Origin of the sequence: Metabacillus sp. 113a (assembly GCF_050107635.1) — a bacterium.
GTDB lineage: Bacteria > Bacillota > Bacilli > Bacillales > Bacillaceae > Metabacillus_B.
Genome location: NZ_JBNILJ010000001.1, coordinates 320,387 through 336,606 on the forward strand (window position 1 = coordinate 320,387; position 16,220 = coordinate 336,606).

A 16,220-nucleotide genomic window follows, 5' to 3' on the forward strand; every position below is an offset into this window, starting at 1 on the left:
GCTGAACAGAAATACAGCTACACCATCAATTATTACCGGTATGACGGAAAAGCAAAGGACTGGGACCTGTGGATTTGGGAGGATGGGAAAGACGGCCGTGAGGTGGATTTCGCAGAAGAATCTGAAGGGTTCGCAAAAGCAGTATTTGAAGCTTCTTCCAGTAAAGTCAATGTCATTGCGAGGCCTGGAAACTGGACGACCCAAGAAATGACCCGTACAATGGTCATCCCGGATGGAGAAACGAGCGGGGAAGGATGGATTGTTGAAGGTGATTCATCGGTTTATGCAAGCAAAGACGAAACGGATGTTGGAGAACAAATTTCCTCTGCTATGATGGACTCGCTGGAACGGGTCAGCATCACCTCTTCGCACTCTTTAAAGAATGAGGATATAAACGGCTTTAAACTAATGGACAAAGCAGCAAATAAAGAAATAGATGCTTCCGTTAAAAAAGTAAAAGATAATCAAGTGATGCTTCTGGTTGAAGATTCAGGGTCCATTGACGTTAGAAATACGTATATCGTGAAAAGCGACCGTTTTGGAGAAAAGAAGGTGACGGTCAGGAAAGCCCTTGATGATAAGAAATTTTTTTATGGAGGTGACGATCTCGGTGCAGTCTACAAGCCAGGACAGACAGATTTTAAGGTTTGGGCGCCGACAGCCGAAAAAGTGAGCCTCGTTCTTTACGACAGCGCCGGTACATATACGGAGCAAGGTACGGTAAATGACCATGCAGATGGTACGGAACAGGTGATGAGAAGAGAAGATAATGGGGTTTGGTCAGGATCAGGTAAAGGAGATTTGAACGGAAAATTCTATATGTATAAAATAGAGTTTTCTGACGGCAAGGTGAATTACGCAGTCGATCCGTACGCAAAGGCAGTAAGCGCAAACGGTCAAAGATCCGCTATTGTAAGTCTGGAGGCCACAGATCCATCCGGCTGGAATCCAATGGACAAGCCTTCTGTAGCTTCTGCTGCAGATGCTTCTCTTTATGAACTTCATGTAAGAGACTTCTCACAGGATCCGGATTCCGGAATGAAATACCGGGGGAAATTTAAAGCGTTTACAGAAACGGGAACAAAAAACAGCAGTGGAACGTCTACCGGAATTGATCACCTTGCGGATTTAGGAATCAATTATGTCCATTTGCTGCCCTCCTATGATTTCAAAACCGTCAACGAATTAAAGGCAGATGATCCGGCCTCATCTGATCCGAAATTTAACTGGGGCTATGATCCGCAGAATTTTAATGTTCCCGAAGGGTCCTATTCAACAGACCCGGCAGATCCGGATGTGCGGATTAAAGAATTTAAAGAAATGGTCCAGGCAATGCACAATAAAGGAATCCGGGTTGTAATGGATGTGGTATACAACCATACATTCGAAACGGAGAACGGACCGTTTAATAAAATTGTTCCCGGCTACTTCTACCGAACGAATGACAGTGGAACGTATACCAATGGAAGCGGAACAGGGAATGAGGTCGCCACTGAAAGACCGATGGTGCGCAAATACATTAAAGACTCTGTGAAATACTGGGCTGAAGAGTATGGGGTGGATGGCTTCAGGTTTGATCTTATGGGTTTGATTGACGTGCACATGATGGAACAGCTGACAAAGGAACTGAAAGAGCAAGTCGATCCGACCCTGCTAATATATGGTGAGCCATGGCAAGCTGGAGGGTCACCTCTCGCAGAAAGTCTTCAGACGACTAAAGGCGCACAAAAAGATAAAGGTTTTGCCGTTTTCAATGATAACATCCGCGGGGCAATCAAAGGCGGGAGCGATGATGCGTCAAAGGGTTTTGCCACTGGGGAGAATGACCGGGAAGAAGCGATTGTGACCGGAGTAAAAGGATCCATCACTGATTTTACAAATTCCCCTCTCGAATCAATCAATTACGTGACGGCTCACGACAATTTAAACATGTGGGATAAAATCATTAAAACTCAGGGCCTCGAGGAAAAAGAGGGGTTTGTTCAGATTAAAGACGGCAAGCTGCAGGGAGAAGATGCAGCAGCCTATAAAACGGTGGAAGAAGCTGTAGCGGCTGCGACGCCCCATCACGCTGTCAGCTCAGAAGATGAGCTTTCCAATGAAACAGTCAAACGCTCACTGCTTGCAAATGGAATTGCCATAACTTCTCAAGGAATCCCGTTTATTCATGCCGGAGATGAAATGCTCCGCACCAAATACGGAGACCATAACAGCTATAAAAGTCCGGATGCCATCAATCAATTGGATTGGAGCGATTTAACGGATTTTGACCTCGTGAATAAGTATTATCAGGGGCTGTATAAGCTTCGGAGTGCACATCCAGCATTTAAAATGACAGAAAAACAGCAGGTAGAAGCACACGTGGAAGTTCTGCAGCAGCAAAACAATGTCGTCGCTTATCAGTTGAAAAATCACGCGAACGGGGATAAATGGAAAAACGCTATCGTTATCTATAACGCTGATTCCTCGGTACAAAAGGTCAGCCTGCCAGCTTCCGAAAACGAATGGAAGATTGTGGTGAATGATCGTCAGGCAGGTACTTCTGTATTGGGGAAAGCCAAGGGAGCAGCTGAGGTTCAGCCGCTATCCATGATGGTCTTATATGATGAAGAAAGAACAGAGGAGTCCGTGCCGGCCTCTATCTCTCTTCCAGCTGCTCAGCTTTATATGGAACCTGGAGCCTCAAGGATGATTCAGGCTTCTGTAAAAGATCAATTTGGAGCAAGCATGAAAAATCAGCCACTCCAATGGTCCAGTGCAGACGAAAAGATCGTCCAGACCGATTCCAGAGGAAAACTGAGGGCAAAACAAACGGGAAAAACAACCGTTACGGTATCAAGCGGTGCAGTTAAACAATCTGTTTCCGTTACAGTGGCTGATCGCAATCCTGCTTCAATAACTTTGCAAGGAAAAGAGGCCGTCTATGAATCCAGCTCCATCCAGCTGCTAAGCACTGTGAAGGATCAATTCGGACAGGTGATGGAAGAAGCTTCTGTAGAATGGACGTCCTCTAATCCAAAAGCGGCGTCTGTTTCCTCCTCGGGTGAAGTAACCGGGCTGGCTCCGGGAAAAACAGTCATTACTGCCAGGAGCGGTTCAGTCACTGCGCAAAAGCAGGTTGAGGTTAAAAAATATGTTCAAAGATACGTAGAATTCACTTATAAAAGACCTTCAGGAGACTATGAAGGGTGGAATATCTGGACATGGCAAACGGGAGCAGAGGATGGAGAAAAGCGCTTTTCCAAAGTAACGGAAAACGGAGCGGTAGCGAAGTTTCCTATCGGCCCGGATACAACGAAAATAGGGTTTGTCCTAAGAAAAGGTACAGATTGGGCTGAAAAGGATGCTTACGGTCAAGACCGGTACATTGAAGCAGATCTATCTCAGCCGGTAACGAAAGTAATGGTAACGAGCGGTGTTGGACCTTTTGAAACCGTTCCGCCTGTTAAGGGGCCAATTCTTGGAGACGGAAAGCTGACGTTTATTTACCGGGATCAGGAGCTGTATGAAACGGGTTCACAGGAGCAGATAGATAAGGTCCAGGTGAAAATTAACGGCAATACGGAAGAGATGCAATACGATCAGAAAAATCAGTACTTTGCTTTCACTCTGGAGAATTTAAAGGAAGGCACCTATGAATATACATTTCTTGTAACGAAAAACGGACAAACAACAGAAATGAGTGATCCGTATAATACGGATGAAAACGGCAAATCTGTCATGACCTATTCCGTACCGGAAATTAATGTGACGGCTTCTGCTTACCCAAAGGAAATCTCATCCAGAGAAAATGCAGTCATAACGGTGAATACGGATTCAGAGGCTGAAGCGGAGCTATCCGACATGCACATAGATTTGCGGCCGCTCGGTGGGATGGAACACACGAGGGTAGATCCCGCTCTGAATGAAATAAGTGTTTCCGTGAAGGACACGGTAGCCGCAGGTGTAAAAAAGCTGCCAATTACGGTAAAGGACCAGTATGGAAACACCCATAAAGGAATGGCAAAGCTTGAAATCAAATCCGTTCCGTCAGCAGGCTCAGCCAAGGATGAGTTTGACTGGGATGAAGCCAGAATCTATTTTATGCTTACGGACCGGTTCTATGACGGGGATCCGGCCAACAATGATCCGAACGGTGAAAATTACGATAAGAAGCATCCGGAAAGCTACCACGGCGGTGATTTCGCGGGAATTCTCAAGAAGCTGGATTACCTGGAAGATATGGGCATCAATACTATATGGATAACCCCCATTGTCGATAATGTTGACTGGAATATCCGGAGCGGAAAGAAAGGCGCTCAATATGGGTACCACGGATATTGGGCCAAGGACTTTACGAAGCTGGATGAGCATCTGGGCGATTTAAAGACCTTCCAGAAACTGATAGACAAAGCGCATGATAAAGGCATGAAAATCATGGTTGATGTCGTCTTGAATCATGGCGGCTACGGCCTGAAGGACGGCGGCCAGCAGGATATTCCGAATTATCCGGCCATTGAAGATTCCCTTCGTTTCAAAGGTATGTTCCGCGATGGGGGGACGGATGTGATCAAGGGTGAGCTTGCTGGTCTGCCAGACTTTAAGACGGAAGAACCGGAAGTGCGCAATCAGATTATCAAGTGGCAGACAGACTGGCTGAAAAAAGCAAAAACTAAGCGCGGTGACACCATCGACTATTTCCGTGTAGATACCGTTAAGCACGTGGACTCTACTGCGTGGAATGCATTTAAAAACGAGCTGACTAAAATAAAGCCTGATTTTAAGCTGATAGGCGAAAATTATGGAGCCAGTCCGGAGAATACAGGCGGCTATCTTAATAGCGGGCAGATGGATTCCCTGCTTGATTTTGGATTTAAGCAAGAGGCTGCGGCGTTCATAAACGGCAGCATTGAACAAACCGAGGCGAATCTTGAAAAACGGAATGCCCAGCTAAACAACACGGCGATGCTCGGGCAATTTTTAAGCAGCCACGATGAAGATGGTTTTCTTACTGCTTTTGCTGATGGGGACCTTTCTAAGCAAATGATCGCTGCAAGCCTCCAGATTACAGCAAAAGGACAGCCGGTCATATACTATGGGGAAGAAATTGGCCTGTCAGGCAAACACGGGGGAGACTTCGATAAAGGTGAGTTCAATGAGAACCGTTATGATATGGCATGGGATCAGATTAGCGGCAATAAGATGGCTGCCCACTATGCCCGTTTGCTGCAAACGAGAAAGCACTATTCCGAAGTCTTCTCAAAAGGGGATAGAAAGCTCGTTGCCGGAAGCAACAAGGACGGCTATCTTGTATTCTCAAGAAAATATGAAGGACAAGAGCTGCTGATCGGGATAAATACGACCGATGAAGCTAAGGAGGCCGTCATTCCTGCAGGTAAAGGGTCGTCTGCAAAGGATCTCTATTCCGGCAAGGATTATAAGATTCAAAAAGACGGCAAGGCAGCAGTTACCATACCTGGCCGCTCTGAAGGAGGCACTGTTATCATAAAAAGATGGAAGTAATAAAAATCTTCTGAAAATAATTCAATAATCATGTAAAATATAGACAATGGAGCTTAATCTTCATTGTCTTCTTTTTCAATTTACCGCTTAGGAGGTGTATTCAGCATGAAATGGGCTGCGGCAGATGCAATCGCGTTAGAGAAAGAAAAAGAATACATAGATACGATCGTTGTCCCGCTGATTCCTGCAGGTGCTGATCCTTCCATTCTTCAAAATGTGTATAACGGAGAATTTATCACCCTGCTGTCTGAGGAACTGGAAAGGCAATTTAGGGGCAGGCTGGTTTTGAGTCCTCCATTCACGTATCTGCCGGGGGAAAAAAATGCGGCGGAGAGAATTTTAGAATGGAAAGAATCGTTAAGCAGGTTTCCATATATTCTCTTGCTTACTTCAGATCCAAATTGGAAAACAACATCCGGTGTGCTCGGGAACGAACTAATATGGATCCCATCAATCCCGATGGAGAATATTGACCGCAATGCCGCAGGACAGGTGCTCGATAGTCATTTGCAGCAAATTATGAACATTCTATTACAATTTTGGAAATGTAAATGAAAACCCTGTCATTATACTTTTTTCCATAAAAGGATGATATTGACCCGTTTATGAGATTGATATATCATTAGAATGTCCTAGTACTATAAATTTTTTTACGCGTTGCATCCAGACTTCATCTATAGGGGATAGAAGGGGGAGAAAGATGAGCGAGAGAAAGCATGGGGTATCCAGAAGGCAATTCCTTAATTACACGCTTACCGGCGTTGGCGGCTTTATGGCCGCAGGGATGATAATGCCGATGGTCCGCTTTGCCCTTGACCCTGTTCTGCGTCCCGTAGCAGGCCAGGATTTAGTCCAGGTGGTTAAGGTGGACGAAATTACAGCTGAACCAAAGCGGTTCAATTTTAAGATTAAACAGGTGGATGCATGGTATGAATCCGATGAGCCCCGTTCAGCCTGGGTATTTAAGGATGAAAAGGGCGAAATCGTCGCCCTGTCTCCTGTATGCAAGCACTTGGGATGCACGGTCAGCTGGAACGGAGATCCGGAGAATCAGAACCAGTTTTTCTGTCCATGCCATTACGGCCGTTACGAGAAAAACGGTGATAATATTCCAGGTACACCGCCGCTTGCTCCGCTTGACGTATTCGAACAGCAGGTGAAGGACGGCTACCTGTATCTCGGAAAAGCCAAGAAGAAGGGAGCATAGCCAATGCTGAATAAAATTTACGACTGGGTGGATGAGCGTCTGGATATTACTCCTTTGTGGCGGGATATAGCGGATCACGAAGTACCGGAGCATGTGAATCCGGCCCATCATTTTTCTGCATTCGTCTACTGCTTTGGGGGACTCACTTTTTTCGTCACAGTCATTCAGGTGTTATCCGGTATGTTTTTGACGATGTACTATGTGCCTGACATTAAAAATGCCTGGGAATCTGTTTATTATTTGCAGAATGAAGTGGCATTCGGCCAAATCGTCAGAGGGATGCATCACTGGGGAGCGAGTCTTGTCATTGTCATGATGTTTCTTCATACCCTTCGAGTCTTTTTCCAGGGAGCGTATAAGAAACCGCGTGAATTAAACTGGATTGTCGGTGTGCTGATTTTCTTTGTCATGCTCGGCCTTGGCTTTACAGGTTATTTGCTGCCATGGGATATGAAAGCGCTTTTCGCCACGAAAGTCGGGCTTCAGATTGCAGAGGCTACACCATTTATAGGCACCCAGGTCAAAACCCTCCTTTCCGGACATCCGGAAATCGTCGGTGCCCAGACTCTTACACGCTTCTTCGCCATCCATGTATTCTTCCTTCCGGCCGCTTTATTCGGTCTGATGGCGGCTCATTTCCTAATGATTCGGAAACAGGGAATTTCCGGGCCTTTGTAAAATCGACCATTTTATACAGCACCATCTAAAAAGGAGGGGGAATCATGCATCGCGGAAAAGGCATGAAATTTGTCGGGGATTCTCGTGTCCCTGCAGAAAGAAAACCGAACATTCCGAAAGATTATTCAGAGTTTCCTGGCAAAACCGAAGCATTCTGGCCAAATTTTCTGCTAAGGGAATGGATGGTTGGAGCGGTATTCCTGATAGGGTTTTTGTGTCTGACAGTCGCTCATCCATCTCCGCTCGAAAGGGTTGCAGACCCTACGGACACGGGATACATTCCGCTGCCTGACTGGTACTTTCTGTTTTTGTATCAGCTCTTAAAATATTCATACGCTGCCGGACCATATACGGTTATCGGAGCAATGATTATGCCGGGCATTGCAGCGGGAGCTCTGCTGCTTGTCCCTTTTCTTGACCAGGGACCTGAACGCAGACCGGCTAAACGGCCAGTGACTGTCGGTATGATGCTTCTTGCGACAGCGGCCATCATCTTTCTTACATGGGAATCTGTAGCTACTACAGACTGGAAGAAAATCGGGGAGCAGGGAAAAATTACGGCAGAGGCTGAAATTGATACAAGTTCTGAAGGATATAAAGTGTTTCAGGAGCAAACGTGTGTCTCTTGTCATGGGGATAATCTTCAGGGCGGCGCAGCAGGGCCTTCGCTTGTCGACAGCGGATTAAAGCCTGAAGAAATCGCCAAGATTGCGAAAGAAGGACAGGGCACAATGCCTGCCGGTGTGTTTAAAGGGACGGATGAAGAGCTTAAGGTGCTTTCTGAATTTGTATCGACCGTTTCGTCCAAGTAAAAGCTGACATTTTGTCAGCTTTTTTATATGATTAAAAGGATGCAGATCCGAGGGCTGTTTTATCCAGTCCCTTTTCTGCAGAGCTGGAAGAAATTTTAAAAGAAATGAGAGCGGTATATGAAGACGATCTATTTGATTTTAGCCGGGAAACCTTTTTTGTTTGTGCTGTTTGCCGTTAATCTGCTGGGCACTCTGTACGGATATTATTGGTATACAGGCCAGCTGGCGGTGACCGAACCGCATTTCCTGATTTTTGTTCCCGACAGCCCGACGGCCAGCCTGTTTTTTACAATTGTCATTCTGCTCTTCTTATTTGGAAGAAGGTCAAAGCTGATGGAAGCACTTGCTGTCGTGACGCTGTTTAAATACGGGATTTGGGCAACGGTCATGAATATGCTTGTTTTGATCACAACCGGGGATCTCGCTCCGGCAGGGTATATGCTGATGGCCTCCCATCTTGCCATGGCTGTCCAGGGGCTCCTTTACATTCCTTTTTACCGTTTCAGGGCTGTCCATCTGCTTATAGCTGCAGGATGGACCCTGCACAACGATGTGATTGACTATGTGTTTGGACAGATGCCGATTTACTATTCGCTGATGGATTACTTGCCGAATATCGGTTATTTTACGTTCTGGCTTAGTGTCCTCTCGATTGGGATTGGCTACTGGTTCGTCATTAAAGAAAAAAGAATGAAGCTTGAAATTCTCTAAAGGTTCTTCAGGATGGTCTAAACTTGTCCCCCTTCACATATTTTTTACTAGAAGATTTGGGGGGGACAATCATGGGGAGATGGATCATTTGCTTTACAGTCCTGTTTCTTCTTTTCGCAAGTTCGGAAGCAAAGGGAGATGAGAATGATAGATGGAACAGCCTTTCGAAAACCTCTTACAGCGCTTTCCAGCTGGCAAAGCAGGGAAGAACAGCTGATTGCCTTCAAATGCTCAACTATTTTTCAAGGCAATTTGAAAAACATCCGGTCTCTGGGCAATCCGTTTCCAGCCGGACGATCAGGACCATATCGGCTGTTCACAGCAAGGCAGTCGAAACGCTTAGTGAACAGACCCGGGATCCTGATGCGAAAATGCGTGCTGTCACCCAGTTTCATATGGTGGTAGATGCGGCGTTTACAGAAAATGAGCCTCTCTGGAGCTCGATGGAGGATACCATGATGGCTTCCTTTCAGCATTTGAAGGAGGACGCAGCAGGAGGGAATACCACTTCCTTCGAACAGGACTGGAATGAATTTTTAAGCTTGTATGAAACGATTTACCCCTCCGTTTCCGTTGATGTCACGCCCGGCCAGATTCGTAAGGTGCAAGCGCTGATATCATCTGTAGAAGATGATTTGTCGGAAAATGTTTCACAGGAAGCCCGAATCAGCCAGCTGACTTCAATGGAAACAGAATTTAAAAACCTCTTTAAAGGGGTAAAAGAAGATGAAGCAGACCCCTCGCTGATTTGGGTCATTATTTCGACAGGCGGGATGATTATTCTGACTTTAACGTATGCCGCCTGGAGAAAATTTAAAGGCGAAAAGGAAAAACAGGTGGAACGGGAACGGGAATGGTAAAAGGAAAAGTGGCCTGCACGGCTGCTTTTTTTATGCCGGGTTCCTTTCATTCATTCAGCCAGGAGGGGAGACAGAGATCTTCCCTTGCACAGTACTCAATGTTCCCCTATTTTAAGCAAGCGCCTTAGGGTTTTTTTTTGTCCAGAAGGTATTAAAGCTCCCCCTATCCTAAAATAAATAAAGCCATTCATAAATGTGTCCAAAAAAAGATTGTGAAAATGTGAACAATGTGTGGAGATATCGTGAATGGTATAGAAATAGGTTAAAAGAAATTATAGACTGTGGGTATATATTTAATGGAAGAGACGCGTCTCTTCCCCAAAAAGGAGGAGCCGACATTGTTTGAGTATGATCCGGTTTTGTACAGCCGCATCCTGACAGGACTTACGCTTGCGGTGCATACCATTTTTTCTACTTTGGGAGTGGGGGTACCCCTTTTAATTGCACTTGCCGAGTGGATGGGAATTAAAAAAAATGATGAACATTATCACTTGCTTGCAAGAAGATGGGCCCGCGGCTACATCATCACAGTAGCAGTCGGAGTCGTTACAGGCACCGCGATTGCTTTGCAGCTGAGTTTATTATGGCCCAAATTTATGCAGGTGGCTGGTCAGACAATCAGTTTTCCGCTTTTCCTTGAAACCTTTGCCTTCTTCTTTGAAGCAATCTTTCTTGGTATTTATTTATATACATGGGACCGCTTTAAAAACAAAATGTATCATTTAATGCTGTTAATCCCAGCAGCGCTTGGCGCAACAGCATCCGGCTTTTTTATCACGACAGTCAATTCGTTTATGAATGCACCTCTGGGATTTACTTATGAGAACGGGGTTCTTTCCAACATTAATCCATTTGCAGCTATGTTTAATCCGGCAACACCGACAAAAGTATCCCATGTGCTATCATCTGCTTACTTAACAGCAGCATTTATCCTTGCAGCTATTTCAGCTGTTGCCATATTACGTGGGAAACATCATATTTACCATAAAAAGGCGCTTCATCTGTCTATGATGACGGCATTTGTTTTCGCCATTACAACCGCGCTGATTGGCGATTTATCCGGAAAATATTTAGCAAACTATCAGCCTGAGAAACTTGCAGCTGCCGAATGGCATTTTGAAACGGTCGAGGAAGCTTCCTTGGTATTGGGAGGGATTCTGGATGAAGATCGTGAGGTTAAATATGCGCTGGAGATTCCATACGCGCTCAGTATCTTAGCACATGGAACACCTGATGCTGAAGTTACCGGCCTTGAAGAATTCCCAGAGGAGGATTGGCCGCCATTAATGGTTCATTACATGTTTGACCTGATGGTTGGGATCGGGATGAGTCTTGCTGCAATCTCCTTTCTGTATGTCGTTTTTAAAAAGAAAAAGAACTGGAATCCTTATAACAAGCCGCTGCTTATACTGATTGCTGCAGGTGGACCGCTCGCAATGCTTGCGATTGAAGCCGGCTGGTTTTTTGCAGAGGAAGGCAGGCAGCCGTGGATCATCAGAGGAGTGATGCGGACGGCAGACGGGGCAACCTCCTCACAGCATGTAGACATTATGCTGTATTTATTTGCCGCACTTTATGCCGTATTAATCGTATCTGCAGCGACTGTGCTGTTCAGGACGTTTAAAGCAAATCCAGTTGAAAAAGAATTAAAAAAACGCGGAATGGAATAGGGGGGAGATTATGAGCTATGAAGTACTCGGCATAACGGTGCTATGGACCTTTTTATATGGCTATCTCATTGTAGCTTCCATAGATTTCGGAGCCGGTTTTTTCAACTATTATGCTTCTGCAACGGGAAAAGGACACGTTGTCCAGAAGGTCATCAACCGGTACCTATCACCTGTGTGGGAAGTGACAAATGTATTTCTGATTTTCTTTTACGTAGGGCTGATCGGCTTTTTTCCAAATGTGTCGTATTACTATGGAACAGCTCTGCTCGTCCCCGGGAGCATTGCTGTGATCCTGATCGCCATCCGCGGGTCCTATTATGCCTTTCATCACTATGGACATAAAGAGCGCCATCGGTATCAGCTTCTCTATGGAGCAACCGGTCTTTTAATCCCTGCATCCCTTTCAACGGTTTTAACGATTTCTGAGGGAGGCTACATCGAGATAAATGGGTCAGAGCTTTCATTGAACTATGGCACATTGTTTACAAGCTCCTATTCATGGGCTGTTGTCTTTCTTGCAATTGTAAGCGTGCTGTATATTTCAGCTTGTTTCCTTACCTTTTATGCACATAAAGCAGGGGATAACGGGGCGTATACCGTTTTAAGAAAGTATGCCCTGTTTTGGAGCGGCCCTACGATTCTTGCAAGCTTTCTCGTATTTTGGGCGATGTATGTCCATAACAGGGTTCACTTTGAGAAAATGCTGGACGCAGGCTGGCTCTTCGGCCTTTCAATTTTGTTCTTTTTAGGAGCTGTGTATTTAATTTGGAAGAAAAAACGTCCGGGAATATCATTTATTCTCGTCATGCTGCAGTTTGCAGCAGCATTTTACGGGTATGGATCAGCGCATTTACCGTACCTGCTGTACCCTCATTTAACAATCTATGACAGTTTTACGAATGAAACGATGGCACTTACGCTGATTGGTTCCTTTATAGCAGGTTTTTGCCTGCTCGTTCCATCGCTCTATTTATTAATGAAACTGTTTTTATTCAATAACGAATACGTACAGGGAAAAAAATAGGGGAGGGAAGGACTATGAATACATTCCTGATCATGATTGCGCCGGTATTGCTTGTTGCCGGAGCCATTGTCTTCTTGTTTATATGGGGGGCTAAAGGCAAGGATCTTTCTTAAGGCAAAAGCTTAATAGCTGACTGCTTGGCAAAGTATGCAAGCTTAGTATTCTTTCCGGCAGCACATGACTCTGACGCAGTGCAAAAGCCCTTTAAAAAAGACCAAACAGAAAGTGAGGAGATCCACAGCTTATGGAACAGCTGAGAAAAAGAGCACTGGCCCACAAAAAATGGATGATCCCTCTTTTCCTCTCATCGGTTATGAATGGGGTCTTGCTGGTCGGACAGGCATATGGATTCGTCTATATCGTTGATCAGGTCTTTCTTAAGGAGGCGGCATTACAGGACGTTTTTCCGGCCTTTATACTATTGCTGCTAACACTCACTGCCCGCGTATGGTTTATTTTTCTATCAAGAAAATTAGGCATCAGGATTGGAACAAAGGTCAAGGGGGAAATCCGCAGGGAATTGATCCGCAAATACGCCGGCAATCCCCTTCAGTCTTCGCTGAGCGGCCAGACAGGGAAGAAAGCTGGGGTGGTCATGGATGCAGTGGATGAAATTGACCCTTACTTCAGTTTTTATATCCCGCAGCTGATTCAGACGAGCATCCTTCCGCTGATTATTTTGATTGCCGTTTTCACCGAGCACCTCTATTCAGGCCTGCTGATGCTTGTTACGGCCCCGTTTTTTCCGATTTATATGATTGTCATCGGATTAAAAACGCAAAAAAAAGCCGATAGGCAAATGGAGAAAATGACTGCTTTCTCAGGACATTTCCTGGATGTGCTGCAAGGTTTGCCCACTCTCAAACTGCTGGGTAAATCCAAGGAGCAAAAGCAGTTAATCCGCCAAAAGAGCTTTGAGTTCCGGGATGCAACGATGGACGTTCTAAAAACGGCCTTCTCATCCTCTTTGGCCCTTGAATTTATCGCGATGCTAAGCGTAGGGCTGATTGCGTTTGAACTCGGTCTGCAGCTGGTCGTCTTTGAAAATATGACATTCTTTGGAGCGTTTTTTATTCTTATACTGGCCCCCGATTTTTATTTAGCCTTGCGGGATCTGGGGAGCGCGTTTCACGCCGGGCGCGGAAGCATGGGAGCAGCTGGAAAAATAGCTGAGGAACTGGAAGACACCGGGAAAGACGTGGAGTGGGGAAGCTCAGAGTGGACATTTGAAGCACCGCCTGAAATTTCCTTTGATCACGTTCACTTCTCGTACACGGACGGCTCATTTTCATTACGTGATGTCACAATTGCAATCAAACCGTTCCAAAAGGCGGCTATTATCGGTCCGAATGGTTCCGGGAAAACGACAATGCTGCGATTGCTATCAGGCCTTGTGGATCCTTCAGATGGAACCATTTTTGTAAACGGCCGCCCCCGGGGTGAATTTAGTGAGCAGGGATGGTTTCGAAAAATGACCTATATTTCCCAGCATCCTTACCTATTCTCAGGAACGATCAAAGAAAACATCTGCCTCGGAGCAACGGATGAGGTGGACGAGCAGGAATTGATAGCTGCTGTTGAAAAATCCGGTTTGATCAAACTGATTGAGTCGCTCGATCAAGGAATCGACACCCGGATCGGTGAGGGCGGGCGCGGTCTGTCAGGCGGAGAGAAGCAGAGGATCGCTCTGGCGAGGGCGTTTGTTAAAAAGCCGTCTCTCATCCTTTTTGATGAACCGACGACAGGACTTGATTTGTATACAGAACGAATATTGCAATCCTCCATACGTGAGCTGAGTGAAAGGGCGAGCATGATTACGGTGGCCCATCGGCTCTATACGATCAGAGAGGCGGATCTGCTAATTTATATGAGCGGGGGAAAGGTGCTTGCCTCTGGAACTCATGAACAGCTTTTAAAGGCTGTGCCAGCCTATCAAAATATGGTGCAAGAGCAGCGGGGAGCGGTTAAACTATGAAAAGTTTGTTTGCCATCAGCCAGATTGCAATGAGAGAAAAAAAAGACATTATGCTCACAGCTTTATTAGGAGTGTCTGCTGCTCTGATCGGGACCGCGCTATTTGGTGCCAGCGGATATGTCATCTCAAAAGCAGCGCTTATCCCTCCGCTTTATACACTGACCGTCATGCTTGCCCTTTTAAAATTATTCGGCATTGCACGTGCGGTCAGCCGTTATGGAGAACGGTATTTTTCCCATAAAGCAACCTTTACCATTCTAGGGAATATGAGGGCTGCCTTTTTTGAGAGGCTGGAGCCCATGTCACCTGCCCTCCTGCAGCGCTGGCGGAGCGGAGACCTGCTCGCGCGAATTGTGGGAGATGTAGAGAGTCTGCAAAACTTTTTTCTGAGGGTTTTCTATCCTCCGGTCGTTTTCTTTTTTGTGTTTTTGAGTACGTTTTTTTTCAGTTCGTTTTATTCCGTTTGGATCTGTTTAATCATTGCAGCGGGTATGATTCTTACCGGAATCGCTGTACCTGCCTTTTTTGCATGGCAGCAGCAGCGCAGGAAAAATACCGTTCAAATGCTCAGGAGGGAGCTTTCTGCAGAAGCAGCCGAGTTTCTGTATGGATTCCGTGAACTGAAAATTCACCAGAAGGCAGATGAAAAAGAGGCAGCGCTGCTGGAAAAGTCAGAGCGTTATCTCAAGGAACAGGAGGCGAGGCTTGCTGATGAAAACAGAAGTCAATCCTTGAATCTGCTCCTATCAATGATTGTCTGCTGGGGCATTGCCATAGCGGGTGTCTACGAAGTGACGCATGGCCGTATGGACGGGATTTATCTGGCTATGCTGATCATGATCGGGTTAAATGTGTTTGAATATGCGATTCCTATGGCTGTTTTTCCATCTTATTACGCAGACAGCAAGCAATCGTCCAAGCAGCTTTTTTCGGCCGTCTCCGGAAATTTTGGTGTGCAGGAGAAAGAGGAGCCGCTGGAGTTATCTAAGCATGGTTCAATAGAAGTGAAGGTGAGGGATTTAACCTTTGCCTTCCCGGATGAAGGGAGGGACACTCTTCACAGCATCTCTGTCACCTTTCCTAAAGGATCAAAAACAGCCATCGTGGGGCCTTCCGGTTCCGGAAAATCAACCCTTGTTCAGCTGATTTTAAAGATGGCAGAGGCCAAGAGCGGGGAGCTGTATGTGAACGGTGCGCCCATCCACAGGCTCCGGAAGGAAGATATATGGCAGGCGGCTAATGCGGTTCTTCAGGAAAATCATTTTTTCTACGGCACCATCAGGGAAAATTTACTGCTTGCTGACGGGCATGCCACTGAGGAAGAGCTGGAGCGCGCTTTGCAGGAAGCTGAACTCGATACGCATCGATTAGATGACCGTGTACTGGAAAAAGGAGAAAACCTGTCAGGAGGAGAGCGCCAAAAACTGGCACTGGCCCGCGCCTTTTTGAAAAAAGGCCGGATCTGGCTGCTTGACGAGCCTTTTTCTTCCATGGACCTGCTGACGGAAAAGAATATGGTGCAGCGGATTTTTAATAAAACGCAGGAAGCGACTGTCATTTTTATAAGCCATCGTCTGTCAGGACTGGAAAACATGGATCAGATTCTTGTAATGGATGAAGGGACAGTAGTAGAGGCGGGCTCTTTTTCAGATCTCATGGAGAGAAAAGGATATTTTTATGAGTTAAAGAAAGTCGAAGCCGATATCCTGTCCCAATAGATGAAGCCTTAGTCCCAGGACCAGCAAATGCAGGCTTTAAAACCTGAACAGCCGGATGATAAA

Annotated in this window: 11 protein-coding genes and 1 pseudogene; all 12 read left to right on the forward strand. The window is 45.9% G+C overall.

The window, feature by feature from the left end:
- Window positions 1-30: 30 nt before the first annotated feature.
- Window positions 31-5,445, forward strand: a pseudogene (gene pulA, locus ACQCVE_RS01685) (type I pullulanase); the annotation flags it as partial.
- Window positions 5,446-5,607: 162 nt separating this feature from the next.
- Window positions 5,608-6,057 (forward strand): DUF2487 family protein, encoded by a 450-nt coding sequence (locus ACQCVE_RS01690; protein ID WP_426844014.1) that lies wholly within the window; start codon window positions 5,608-5,610, stop codon window positions 6,055-6,057.
- A 145-nt stretch (window positions 6,058-6,202) separates the two neighbouring features.
- Window positions 6,203-6,709 (forward strand): ubiquinol-cytochrome c reductase iron-sulfur subunit, encoded by a 507-nt coding sequence (locus ACQCVE_RS01695; RefSeq protein WP_426844015.1) that lies wholly within the window; start codon window positions 6,203-6,205, stop codon window positions 6,707-6,709.
- Between the two features lie 3 nt (window positions 6,710-6,712).
- The gene (gene qcrB, locus ACQCVE_RS01700; RefSeq protein ID WP_426844016.1) at window positions 6,713-7,387 is read left to right on the forward strand and encodes a menaquinol-cytochrome c reductase cytochrome b subunit; all 675 of its coding nucleotides are present in this window, start codon (window positions 6,713-6,715) and stop codon (window positions 7,385-7,387) included.
- Between the two features lie 44 nt (window positions 7,388-7,431).
- A complete protein-coding gene (locus ACQCVE_RS01705) occupies window positions 7,432-8,199 on the forward strand; it encodes a c-type cytochrome (RefSeq protein ID WP_426844017.1) in 768 nt (255 codons plus the stop codon).
- 117 nt (window positions 8,200-8,316) lie between these two features.
- Window positions 8,317-8,910 carry a DUF1405 domain-containing protein gene (locus ACQCVE_RS01710; RefSeq protein WP_426844018.1) on the forward strand — a complete coding sequence of 198 codons (594 nt, stop codon included), beginning with the start codon at window positions 8,317-8,319 and terminating at the stop codon, window positions 8,908-8,910.
- Between the two features lie 71 nt (window positions 8,911-8,981).
- A complete protein-coding gene (gene ypjB, locus ACQCVE_RS01715) occupies window positions 8,982-9,770 on the forward strand; it encodes a sporulation protein YpjB (RefSeq protein WP_426861391.1) in 789 nt (262 codons plus the stop codon).
- A gap of 338 nt (window positions 9,771-10,108) precedes the next feature.
- Window positions 10,109-11,440 (forward strand): cytochrome ubiquinol oxidase subunit I, encoded by a 1,332-nt coding sequence (locus ACQCVE_RS01720; protein WP_426844020.1) that lies wholly within the window; start codon window positions 10,109-10,111, stop codon window positions 11,438-11,440.
- Window positions 11,441-11,450: 10 nt separating this feature from the next.
- Window positions 11,451-12,464 (forward strand): cytochrome d ubiquinol oxidase subunit II, encoded by a 1,014-nt coding sequence (locus ACQCVE_RS01725; protein WP_426861392.1) that lies wholly within the window; start codon window positions 11,451-11,453, stop codon window positions 12,462-12,464.
- A 14-nt stretch (window positions 12,465-12,478) separates the two neighbouring features.
- Window positions 12,479-12,577 carry a cytochrome bd oxidase small subunit CydS gene (cydS, locus tag ACQCVE_RS01730; protein ID WP_426844022.1) on the forward strand — a complete coding sequence of 33 codons (99 nt, stop codon included), beginning with the start codon at window positions 12,479-12,481 and terminating at the stop codon, window positions 12,575-12,577.
- A gap of 131 nt (window positions 12,578-12,708) precedes the next feature.
- A complete protein-coding gene (cydD, locus tag ACQCVE_RS01735) occupies window positions 12,709-14,439 on the forward strand; it encodes a thiol reductant ABC exporter subunit CydD (protein ID WP_426844023.1) in 1,731 nt (576 codons plus the stop codon).
- Entirely contained in the window at window positions 14,436-16,157 is a 1,722-nt protein-coding gene (gene cydC / locus ACQCVE_RS01740) for a thiol reductant ABC exporter subunit CydC (RefSeq protein WP_426861394.1), read from the forward strand. The genes cydD and cydC overlap by 4 nt, the downstream gene beginning before the upstream one ends.
- The last annotated feature ends 63 nt before the right edge of the window (window positions 16,158-16,220 follow it).